At 35.4% G+C, this 11174-nt stretch carries 16 protein-coding genes; 4 read left to right on the forward strand and 12 right to left on the reverse strand.

Going from position 1 to position 11174, the window contains the following annotated elements; translation table 11 throughout:
- Positions 1-43 precede the first annotated feature (43 nt).
- Positions 44-769: an AzlC family ABC transporter permease gene (locus JOD45_RS14645; RefSeq protein WP_338056106.1), complete on the forward strand. Its 726-nt coding sequence runs from the start codon at positions 44-46 to the stop codon at positions 767-769.
- Positions 766-1089 carry an AzlD domain-containing protein gene (locus JOD45_RS14650; protein WP_205004655.1) on the forward strand — a complete coding sequence of 108 codons (324 nt, stop codon included), beginning with the start codon at positions 766-768 and terminating at the stop codon, positions 1087-1089. Before JOD45_RS14645 ends, JOD45_RS14650 begins: the two co-directional genes overlap by 4 nt.
- Before the next feature lie 193 nt (positions 1090-1282).
- Here the strand turns inward: JOD45_RS14650 and JOD45_RS14655 are convergent, their stop codons facing one another.
- Positions 1283-2176, reverse strand: coding sequence for a LysR family transcriptional regulator (locus tag JOD45_RS14655; RefSeq protein ID WP_205004656.1), 894 nt, complete (start codon positions 2174-2176; stop codon positions 1283-1285).
- Positions 2177-2297: 121 nt separating this feature from the next.
- Here JOD45_RS14655 and JOD45_RS14660 point away from each other — a divergent pair, with 121 nt between their 5' ends.
- Together JOD45_RS14660 and JOD45_RS14665 are read left to right on the forward strand one after the other, a co-directional pair.
- Positions 2298-3200 (forward strand): DMT family transporter, encoded by a 903-nt coding sequence (locus JOD45_RS14660; RefSeq protein ID WP_205004657.1) that lies wholly within the window; start codon positions 2298-2300, stop codon positions 3198-3200.
- Between the two features lie 140 nt (positions 3201-3340).
- Positions 3341-3733, forward strand: coding sequence for a hypothetical protein (locus tag JOD45_RS14665; RefSeq protein WP_205004658.1), 393 nt, complete (start codon positions 3341-3343; stop codon positions 3731-3733).
- A gap of 269 nt (positions 3734-4002) precedes the next feature.
- Here the strand turns inward: JOD45_RS14665 and JOD45_RS14670 are convergent, their stop codons facing one another.
- The 11 genes from JOD45_RS14670 to JOD45_RS16660 form a co-directional block, all read right to left on the reverse strand.
- Complete coding sequence (locus tag JOD45_RS14670) at positions 4003-4545, reverse strand: glutathione peroxidase (RefSeq protein WP_205004659.1); 543 nt, start codon at positions 4543-4545, stop codon at positions 4003-4005.
- A gap of 76 nt (positions 4546-4621) precedes the next feature.
- Complete coding sequence (locus tag JOD45_RS16820) at positions 4622-4756, reverse strand: hypothetical protein (protein ID WP_275583981.1); 135 nt, start codon at positions 4754-4756, stop codon at positions 4622-4624.
- 29 nt (positions 4757-4785) lie between these two features.
- A complete protein-coding gene (locus JOD45_RS14675; RefSeq protein ID WP_205004660.1) occupies positions 4786-5670 on the reverse strand; it encodes a TetR/AcrR family transcriptional regulator in 885 nt (294 codons plus the stop codon).
- 427 nt (positions 5671-6097) lie between these two features.
- Positions 6098-6352 (reverse strand): hypothetical protein, encoded by a 255-nt coding sequence (locus JOD45_RS14680; RefSeq protein WP_205004661.1) that lies wholly within the window; start codon positions 6350-6352, stop codon positions 6098-6100.
- Positions 6353-6590: 238 nt separating this feature from the next.
- Entirely contained in the window at positions 6591-6791 is a 201-nt protein-coding gene (locus JOD45_RS14685; protein ID WP_205004662.1) for a hypothetical protein, read from the reverse strand.
- A gap of 526 nt (positions 6792-7317) precedes the next feature.
- Positions 7318-7890 (reverse strand): DUF4256 domain-containing protein, encoded by a 573-nt coding sequence (locus JOD45_RS14690; RefSeq protein ID WP_205004663.1) that lies wholly within the window; start codon positions 7888-7890, stop codon positions 7318-7320.
- A gap of 557 nt (positions 7891-8447) precedes the next feature.
- A complete protein-coding gene (locus tag JOD45_RS14695; RefSeq protein ID WP_205004664.1) occupies positions 8448-8642 on the reverse strand; it encodes a hypothetical protein in 195 nt (64 codons plus the stop codon).
- 597 nt (positions 8643-9239) lie between these two features.
- Positions 9240-9548: an SMI1/KNR4 family protein gene (locus JOD45_RS14700; protein WP_205004665.1), complete on the reverse strand. Its 309-nt coding sequence runs from the start codon at positions 9546-9548 to the stop codon at positions 9240-9242.
- 8 nt (positions 9549-9556) lie between these two features.
- Positions 9557-9673: an SMI1/KNR4 family protein gene (locus JOD45_RS14705; protein ID WP_205004666.1), complete on the reverse strand. Its 117-nt coding sequence runs from the start codon at positions 9671-9673 to the stop codon at positions 9557-9559.
- A 299-nt stretch (positions 9674-9972) separates the two neighbouring features.
- Positions 9973-10440 (reverse strand): DUF600 domain-containing protein, encoded by a 468-nt coding sequence (locus tag JOD45_RS14710; protein WP_205004667.1) that lies wholly within the window; start codon positions 10438-10440, stop codon positions 9973-9975.
- Positions 10441-10451: 11 nt separating this feature from the next.
- On the reverse strand, positions 10452-11174 hold a 723-nt coding region (locus JOD45_RS16660), incomplete at its 5' end, for a DNA/RNA non-specific endonuclease (protein ID WP_239549301.1).

Genomic DNA, 11174 nt, shown 5'->3' on the forward strand with positions numbered 1-11174 from the left:
AATGAACAAGTGTATCATATCATTTACAAAGGGAGGGAGAAAAGTGATTACTAATAATCAATTCGTCCGAACAAATGAAAATGCCTTAACGTTTAAGCAAGGAGTCAAAGACTGCATACCGACATGGTTAGGGTATATAAGCGTTGGTTTTGCGGCTGGAATCGTCGGTGTATCTTCCAAACTGAGTATAGTCGAAATCACATTGTTATCGGCACTCGTTTATGCCGGAGCTTCACAATTTATCATTTGTGCGCTGCTTGCAGCCCATAGTCCTGCTATGGCTATTATTTTAACCACTTTTATTGTAAATTTACGAAACTTTCTGCTAAGTGCAACACTCGCCCCTCATTTTACAAAATATTCTTTAATGAAGAATTTAGGCATCGGCATATTTGTGACAGATGAATCTTTTGGTCTGGCAATGAACAAAATCGCCAAAGGTGAAAAATTAAATGACCACTGGATGAACGGCATCAATGTCTCTTCATATATTATTTGGGTCCTGTCTTGTGTGATTGGAGCCATCTGCGGCAATTGGATTCCTGACCCAAAGGTTTTTGGCCTGGATTTTGCTGTAACAGCCATGTTTGCGGCTTTGCTTGTATTGCAGCTGCAAACCCTTGAATCATCCAAGCTGAAACATGACTTATTCTTAATGGCATATATGGTCATTGCAATGATTATTTTTTCCTTTTTTGTCCCTTCGCATTTAGCTGTTATTCTATCGACACTGATTGTCGCAACCATTGGGGTGGTGACAGATCAATGAGTATCGATTTATCGATGATCCTTTTAATACTCGGATGTACAATGGTCACCGTTATTCCGCGGATTCTTCCTTTTGTGGTTGTCCGAAACGTTCAATTGCCTGAACCTGTATTAAAATGGCTCTCTTATGTACCCATTTGTATTCTTACCGCGCTTGTTACAGAGAGCTTTATTCATCAAACGAACGGTTTCCCAAAATTCGAATGGCCGGTCTTTACAGCCATTATTCCAACCTTTTTAACCGCTGTCTGGACGAAAAGCTTAACCGCCACAGTCATTTTCGGAGTGATTGTGATGGCCCTGTTAAGGTTATTTATTTAAAATGAATGATTCTGATAGAAAGTAATTTTAAGGATTCCATGCTGCCGCTGCTCTAATTCCAGAAGCGTTGCAACATCTTTCTGCTGCACGTCTGATTCTATTTTTGAATAAACTCCATGCGATCTCTGGAAAAACAAAAAACATTGTTTATGTTAAAAGAAACCGATTCACCATTTCGTTTAGGTGAATCGGTTTAATTTATGATTGATTGAACATCCGCCTTCCATTTTTCACTCTGCCTTTTTACGATGTCTATAAAGACTTTTAGGGCAGGAGATAACCATTTGTCTTTATGAAAGGCCATGTAAGTAGATAACATTCTGTCACCCCCAATTTTTTCAGCTGTTAATTTTCCTTGTTCCAATTCATTCTTAATGGCAATGTAAGGCAGAACTGAAACACCCAGACCGCAGATAATGCATTGTTTGATAGCTTCAATGCTCCAAAGTTCGATTTTTTGTTCACTCTTCATTTCATTTTCTAAAATCCACTGATCCAACATTTGCCGGTAGCAGCATCCTTTTTCAGAATATAATAGGACCTGATGATTGAAGTTGTTCATTATAGACAAATTTGGCGAAACGGCTGCCATCGGCTCAGTGTTTAATTTTTCATAAATAAGCGCTTCCTCAAATTCATCATTCGAACCCACAATAAAGGCTAAATCTGCATTTCCGTTTGCCAAATCGCTGTACAAAGCGGTCGGTTCCAAGTGTTTTAATTGTATATCTGCCTTTGGACAGGTTTCCTTGAACGCTTTGATGACCGGAGGGAGCCGGTATATCAATAGAACCTCGGGGGCAGAAATAACAATCTCTCCTTGTATTTCTCCGTTTTCCGATGAGATCTCCTTTATATATTTATAAATGCTGAGCATTTTTAAGGCGTGCGGCAATAATTGGTTACCAGTTTCCGTCAAAAGGACCTTTTTCCCAATTCGGTTAAAGACCGGTTGTCCTAATTCATCTTCTAACGCTTTGATGTGAGAGGTTATTGTTGATTGGGCATACCCGAGATGTTCCGCTGCCTTTGTAAAACCTCCCAAATCAATAATTGTTTTAAATGTGATCAAATGGCGGATTTCCATATTATCAATCCTCCCATCGTTTTTTTCGATCATTATAATCTAATATATCAATTTTATTAATAATAGTCATTTTATTAAAATTAAGATAAATCATTCGGCTTTTAAAGGGGGCAGACCTTTAATGAACCGAAAAATGGCCTTTAACAAAAATAAAATGCTTGGTCCATTGAATACTTTGGCATTCATTATGCCTGCAGCTTTTGTTTTTATGTGGAGCAGCGGGGCAATATTTGTAAAGTTCGGGCTCCATTATGCAGATCCTTTTATTTTTCTATTCCTCAGACTTTTCATTTCTTCATTTATTTTATGGGGAATTGTTTTCTATCTAAAAACCCCGCTCTCCTATCATGCCAAGGAGTGGGGATATACTCTGCTGACGGGAATGTTCATGCAGGCTGGATACCAGATTTTCTTTTTTATGGCACTTGCCTATTCCATTTCACCTGGAATATTAACCATTATTTTAGGTGCACAGCCAATTTTGACGGCTATCTTAACAAAAGAACGTAAACAACTTTTGCAATGGATAGGTTTAATTTTAGGTATGACCGGCCTTATCCTCGTTGTCAGCGACTCCCTTTTTATTAAAGCGGTTAGCCTAATTGGCATTATATGTGCTGGATTATCGTTATTGGGCATTACGATTGGAACAATCATGCAAAAACGGATACGAATGAACCAACCCTTGAATATGGCTATACAATATACAGGCAGTGCCGTTGTACTTTTTTTCTTAGTTTTGCTTTTTAAGCCATCCCTTCATTGGACAATAATGTTTGTTATTTCATTGTCTTGGATGGTTTTGATTGTCTCGGTCGGGGCAACGGTTTTGTTGTATCTTATGATTCAAAAAGACAGCCTTACCAACGTGGCCAGTCTGTTTTATTGTGTCTCGCCGGTAACATCCCTTTTAGATTTTTTTATTTTTGGAAGCACTTTAAAATGGCTGGCGGTTGCAGGGATGATTCTAATTATTATCGGATTAATTTTAGTTAATCGAAAAAGAACCGCTGCATCAAAATAATCTCTCGAATATCCCGTAAAAATCCTTTCAATCCGCCAAATTGATTAAATACTGTCTTTTTGGATAAAACCCCTATTCAGCTTTTGCTGCGTGCTATGGTAAAATATTAAATTGTGTAAATAACTATAAGGAGATTGGTTATGAAGGTTTCAAAAGATGTTCTACTCTTTGCAATCCTCATACTTAGCTTTGTTATGATTGCCCCAACATTAAAGGTAAATGCTTTAAAGCTGCCAATAGGAATAAAGTGGGTATTAGCTAAACAAAAAGCACATAAAACGGCTAAAAGGATCCCCAAGAGTTTAAAAGTTAAAGGGAATAGCCACAGAATTGACCTAAATAAATTTAAAGATAAAAATGGACAAACACCTAAAACCGAAAGCAACGGTACATTTAAATATGGAAAATGGATCATTGTGAAGCTGATCACTCGTCATTTGGCTTATAACGGCCATAGAAAAAAGTGGCTGCTAAGATACAAATCAATTAAAAAAGCATATTTGGATAAACATGGCGCCATAGTCGGACAATAAGACCGATTTTCGTGTTATTTCCCGATATGATAAAAAGCCCATAATAGTATGGGCTTTTAACGCTCTTTCATTTACTGTATTTTTTAAGGCTGCCACAGAAGATTCCATTTATTAGTCATTTCAAATGAGCTTCTTAGGAAAACTTCAATAGGGTAATTTTTATTGGAATGGGTTTAGCAGGTGTTTCTATTACCGATAAGAACAAAAACGAACTCGATTTTTTTAATTAAGAGGGAACGAGTTTTATTGTTCCTATAAAAATTTTTATTTTATTTGACCAATAGATTTTCAATGTACCCTGCTATCTCTTCCGGTTTCGTTGTTGGTGCAAACCGTTTTACGACATTTCCATTTTGATCAATTAAAAACTTTGTAAAGTTCCATCTGATTTTTGATCCTTCTAATAGGTCCGGCATCTTATCCCGTAAAACCTTGTAGAGTGATCCCTCTTTATCAAAATCTAAATCTTCCGGCGCCTGTTCACGCAGGTATTGATATAAAGGATGTGCATTTTCCCCATTGACGTCGATCTTTTGGAAAATAGGAAAAGTCACATTGTAATTTAAATAGCAAAAGCTGCTAATTTCCTCATTGCTTCCCGGCTCTTGTCCTCCAAATTGGTTACATGGAAAACCTAAGATCGTAAATCCATTTTCTTTATACGTTTCATATAATTTTTCGAGCCCTTCATATTGAGGCGTAAATCCACATTTACTGGCTGTATTCACAATCAGCATGACTTTTCCTTTATAGGTATCAAGGCTAATTTCTTCCCCATCTGATAACTTTGCTTTAAATGAGTATACTGACATATTTTTCTCCCCTTCATAAATCAATTTTATTTAACCGGTCGTCAACCATTGTGCTGTATTGGCACTCACTGATAGATCATTCATGATTAGCGGTAAAGCGATATTCATTAACGCTTGATTCAAAATCAAGGTAAACATCTTGTAAGGATCGCCGCAAAAAGTAAAGTTCTATAAAATTTTTAGAAGGCTGTGTTTGTTCATTTTCCATCATTCATCTTACCCCTTTGCTCCTGAATACTGCTATTTGGTCTGTAAAGTTTTAAAAACCGCTTCAACTCGGTGAACAAGGGGTTTACATTCTTCGATTTCAGCTAAATATAACAACAAGGACTTAATCAAAAACCTTCTTGGTTCATTTTCATGAATTTCTTTCTGCAGGGACTGAATCGCCAAAATGGCCTCTTGCCGTGCCCCTTCACGCATCGATACATTTTTGATCTTTTCCTGAAGTTCTTCCAAAAGTTGATCGATTTGTTCTTCCGGGGACTCCGGTTCGAGATCTGCTTCAAATGCTTCGTACTCCCCCATCTCCCGAGAAGTCAGAACGGGTTCCAGATCCCTTGTGTGATGAATCATGGCATCAAATCGCTCAACAACAAAACGGGCAGCGCTTTGAAAATCGATATCCTTATTTTCATGAACAGCCAGGTAGGTATATTCCCTCAATGCTCCTTGAAACATGAGAGCAAGATCCCAAATATACAGTTCCACTTTCTTCCCGTAGGCTTCAATAAGGCAATCTTTGTACCAATTCATCATTGTAGCCCTGATTCTTTTCATTAGCAATGGAATTCTGGGATTGTCGGGTGGTAAAGCCTTACGCAGCATGATCATAAAATCTTTGTTTTCACGAAAACCATCAAACTGCACAACAATCTTTTGGATCAGCCTTTCCTTGGGGGACAAAGATGAATCAAGATTGACATTCACAGCCTGTTGCAATATTTTTTTGTGATTATGCTCGATGACTTGAATCAATAGTTCCTCTTTAGAATCAAAAAAGTTATATAACGATCCTTTTGACATCCTGCAGTCATTTGCAATTTCCTGAACCGATGTGGAAAAATAACCCTTTTCCGAAAAAAGGCGAATCGCCGACTGCATAATTTTTTCTTTCTTATCCATCACTCCACCTCCTTATACCTTTTTGGGATAGTCCTTAACCTTTGTATATCCTTCTAACAAAGGATTTACCCTAACTGTATGACCGTTTAGTCATTAATGAACTATATAGTCAATAACTTATTTTTATTATAATTGACCGGGTAGGGCCCCGTCAACCAGTAGGTTTCTCATAAAATCAACTCAAAGGAGGCCTCAGAGTTTTAATTTCACTCGAGACCTTTTTAACTTCTCTTTTAAATTAAAGAGAACGGTCCTATGCTTATCTTTTTGTATGGCTCTATTATGTGTCTACAGACAAAACGCGTATTTTATAATTAACGAGATTCTAAAAGAAAAGCGCCCGAATACTGAATAACGCTGGAAATCATTTTATTCATCTCAAAGTTTTCCGTCTTTAAGAAGTATCTTTATTTCCGGTTAGTACCTGTTAAAGGAAATATAAAGAGTTATACATGCTGCCAATCCAATCTGTGACCATACCAAACAAAGCACTAAGAACAGCAAATCCCCCTAAATAAATCGAAAAGATTCGGTTGTTCATAAATTCTATTATAGCTATGGTAAAACCTGCTATACTCAAGATAATCCAAAAATATTCAAATAACATGCCGCCAACAGGCTCAGGAATAATACAATAAAAATCCACCCAATAGCCCAACCAGTGTAAAATCCATAAAACCATTGCGACAATTGATACTTTATAAGGTTTTTTGGACTCCTTATAGCCATAATTAAAGTAAAAACATGAATATGGCTGTTTAGCGTAAAAAAGCTCTTTACCTTTGTGTCCGGTGTTCGCTATGTTATTATTAAACTGAACCTCCTAAACTTCCCCAATTAGAAACAAGACATTTTCAAAGTTTTATAAAGATAAGAACCCGTTTCAATATCTCATTTAAAAAAAGTTAATTATTCTATAATTATTCATTCCTTTTTTCAAGCTGATCTAATCGGTGTTTTATAGACTTTATCTCTTTCCTTAAATTCTCTAGTAAGTCTTCTTGATTTGCATTCATTGATTGCATAAAAAAGGAAAATAAATTTTTGATGCCCCAATATATTACTAAAAGAGAAAGGATAAATACTAATCCTAATATAGAAAAGAATAACACACTACCCATGGTCAAACCTCCAAATAATTAAGTTCACAGAGCTCCTTATCAGCGAATTTTACATATTGAACACTGTGAACTCATCAAAACCTCCTCGAAAACAATGAAAGGATTAGCAAAGACATAAATCCTATATAAGAAGCCCCAGCAAGTGATTTACTTATAATTGAACCTTTTTCTAATATCAAATATAAATCCATAAATAAAAAAGCTGCAATGATCATTCGAGAAAGCAATAAAGCAAATTTTTTATTGTTTTCATTTAACTTTTTTGATCTCATAAATGCAACTTCTATGATCAATGATTTACTTCAATTGTAACATTGCCCTTTTCGCTTTAAAAAGACTCTTATCACGCTCGGAGGGATTATTTCATCGTCATCGCACTTCTTCCTTTGTCAGAAAGAATGGTCCGTCAAATGACAACCGAAGACATTCATGAAGATGCAGAGATAGAAAAAACTTTTTAATCCTAAACAAACATAAAAAGCCTTTCCCAGGTGATCGGTTTTCGAATTTAGATGTGTGTAAAAAATTAGACCCTTAGCGAACCACGGAACCCCCTGGCAGCATAGTAGGATTCTGCGCCATTGTGGTACACGAAAACGTGCCCGTAACGAAAATCGCAAAAAAGGGCACCGCCGACTTCTCTAATATCAGAGGGCGTTTTCACCCAGCTTGACGTTTTCATATCGAAATTTCCAAGTTTCTGCAGCTCTCGATATTGTTCTACCGTTAAAAGTTCAATGCCCATGGAAGCTGCCATATCAATTGCGTTATTTTCTGGTTTATGTTTTTTCCTTGACTCCTGTGCTTCACGGTCGTAACAAACACGTCTGCGGCCTTTAGGACTTTCCGCCGAACAATCATAAAAAATGTATTCGTCCTTCTTTTTATCATATCCAACAACATCCGGTTCACCGCCGGTTATTTCCATTTGATTGAGCGACCACAGTTTTTCGTTATTAGCTTCCAGCTTCGCTTGGACTTTTGCCCATTCTAAACCTTTATGCCGGTTCATGTTTTTCTCAAAGCGGTCTTTCAATAATCCAAGTAATTCTCTACGTTGTTCCAGCGGCAACTCTTTTTTATTGCTTATATTGGTCATGTTATATTCCACCTTATTAATTTTACTCATAATAGTTTTAGTATATATAAGAATCATTTAAAATAATTATTTAAATTTAGTTAACAATAAAAAGAAGTAACGGGAGGTCGGCCGATCGCCTTAGGAAGTACCTTCTATTATATCATGAAAATTCAGCAAATAGTCTGACAGGCGCCATTTAAAAGTCGTTTTCTTTAACGTTTTCCAAACCATTAATAATATTTAAGACTTCATTTTTTCCTTAATTAGGAGTTTTAGCATGGAAATAACCGTTTAATAAGAGATGGTATTTTCCGATGTATTGCAAGAACAAAAAATACCATTAAATTCCCAAGAGTTAGTTTTAGTTGTTTTTCCTCCTTCAAAATCACCACATTTTCTAATCTGGGTAAAATCCATGTAAAAATACAAATACACGCAAGTCCTAGCCTTCTCTTGTTTCTCGACAATTCAAGTGTAAAGGATTAAGGTGCTTGCGTGTATTTTTTTGTTTTAATTTTTCTCATACCCCAACAAATATTACAGAGCCCAAATAAAAACTCCTATTATTGGGAGCTTTAATTATCTCGTTTAGTAATTTTTTTCGAGTAATTCACCTTAATATTGATTAGTGATGCAATGCCTAAAATAATTGCAGCGCCAATGACTATTCCAAATCCAAGATGTTTGTTCTCAATGGTAAACGAAACAATAAAAGCAATAATAAATAATACGCTAAGAATACTGTTGATAATATAATATTTTTTATTCACGTTTACGCCTCCTGACATATGACTTGTCAGTTATTCTTGTAGTTGTTTTACCCTTGAAGTTTTTGTTTTTGCAATAAACAAATTTAATCCTCTTAGTCTTATTTTTCTTAGGGCTGCGCTTAATATAAACCTTATAAGACAAGTTAGAATGGAATGTTTCTCGGTAAGAATAAGCTGCGTTTCCTGCAAACGGCGCGACTGCTGCCCCAGTAATCCCTAAGAAACTACTGACATTCATACGCAGGGTAACAAGCTGCCTTAGCTGATCTTTCTTTCCCAGTTATAAGACCTGTTGCACCTATAATAATACTGACAAAAAGGTAAAAATCCATTTTACATCTTTTCAAAGTCAAATACACTTCTTTTCTAATAAAATTGCTTTCATAAGTATATTCGACACCGACAGGCAAAATTTAAACAAAAAACCAAAAATGGCAGCAAACACCCATATAGGTAGTATTATCACTTACACAACATCCCCATACATATAGCCTGAATCTCGTTTTATTTTTTCAGCAAGCTCTCTGCAATGTTGCAAGTAAGCAATAGTACATAATATGGCACTTTTACTTACACAGTTTATATTACACTTCCGTTTTACAGCATTTTTATAAATTGGCCGAAAGAGTCACTTAATTTATAGGTATTCTCTTCTTCACTTGAACTTTCTAATTCTAAAGCATTATCCCAATAATAAATTCCCTTTTCTTCTTCTTGATTTATTAAAACTAACAAACCTGAGCCATAGTCTGCTCCTATAATAATTGTATTTTCTATCATATCTTCTTGATATTCTTCATTCCAGTCTCCTAAATCATAATTATCCTCTAAATCTAATCCAAATAATACTCCTAACACCATCTCCTCGTTTGCATCTTTTATCGGTACTGATTTGTATTTTTGCAACTCCTACATTATACTTTTTTTAAAAATTCCCTATAATCGTTTGGTAATTCAAAACCAATTTTCTTTTCAAATTCTAAGACTTGTAACTCGTTTTTAGTTCCAAATCCTTTTATTTTAGCAGTCATTTGTTAATAAACCTCCTAAACACTTTTTCTTCTAAGAACCGCCAATATTATTTCTTTAACTTCAATGATTTTGTCTTACCCCAGATTAATCCAATTTTATTTGTTTTTAATAACATTTTCTTTGCAATAGATTAGGAATGCAATTCAGATTTTCTGTTTTTAACATAATCAAAAATGACAGCCACAGCTTTCTGAAAAAACTGTGGCTTTATAAATGCTTAATTTTTATAAGCCCATAAATTGTGTTTTAAAATTTATGAGACATTCTAATTTTACCTTTAATTTCACATTAAACTATTTTAACTATTGCTTTTTATTTCTTCATACCATAAATCAAAAATATCATCTGGCAATAATTCATCATCCTCTGAGTAAACTAAGTCATATTTATACTGTCCTTTTAAGCTATTTTTTTTAACATCATAATGCAACTTCATTTCTGTTGGCATTTCTCTACCAAACTCTTTGCAATATTTATGAATTTCCTGCAAATCTTTAATCCCAATATCTAAAAGTGCCTCTTGTCTCTCCTCTGATACATTTAAAATAGTATTTTCCTGATCATTTTCTCCTATTATAGCTTCATTAACCTTATGCTTTAAAACAACCTTATTATTTATTCTATAAAAAACATCAAAAGCATACATCTCCGGCTCATATGAGCAATAAATATAAATATCATCTGCTTTATTATGTACATACTCTAGACAAATTGAAACCATATCTGCTTGCAAGTCAGAAAAATAATCTTCAAATACCTTTGTCACAATTATCACTCCTAATTTCTGAATACTCTCTTTTTAACAGCACCATCAATTTTATATATCACTTCAAAGCTACTTGGCCTTAGTTCACTTCCATCATAATGCACTTTAACTTTAACAGAAACTTCCTTACCTTTAGAAATTGCTTTCGCCCATTGGTTTTCTAATTTTTTATAAATACTCAAATTAACTTTGCTAGATTGTGATACAAGATTATCCAGTTCCGGTGAGCCACCAAATCTATCACCAGCCAAGTGTCCTGCATGGTCACCTGGTTGCTTTCCCGGGGTATTGGATTTATGTGGTAACCTCTCTTCCCTTACGGTTAATTTTAAATTGTCAGCATTAAACTCATTAAGCCTTCCTAATTCGTCTGTTTTATATATATATTCATATTCACCAGTCTGATATTTTACGTTCGGCTTAAGCCTGCCATTTCCATCCATATGACTGCCGTCTCTTATTATATCATCATTAGGCCTACTAATATTACTCGAACTTTCTTCGACTTTGCGAGCGGTAGCACTCTCGCCGCCTTCTCTACCAACAGCCTTCATCATCGTATCTTTAGCACTCTTGACTACATCACCGACAGTCGTTTCCACTTTCCCTATTCCCGCGAATTCCGGTTGTAAAACCTGCGGGAGACGGATGTCGCCTGCTTTTTTGACAATCTTGTTTGTCAGGCTGAGAGATTGGTTTTTGACTGCTTGATAGCTGTTACGAAAGGCGTTTTT

Origin of the sequence: Scopulibacillus daqui, from assembly GCF_016908855.1 — a bacterium.
Lineage (GTDB): Bacteria > Bacillota > Bacilli > Bacillales > Sporolactobacillaceae > Scopulibacillus_A > Scopulibacillus_A daqui.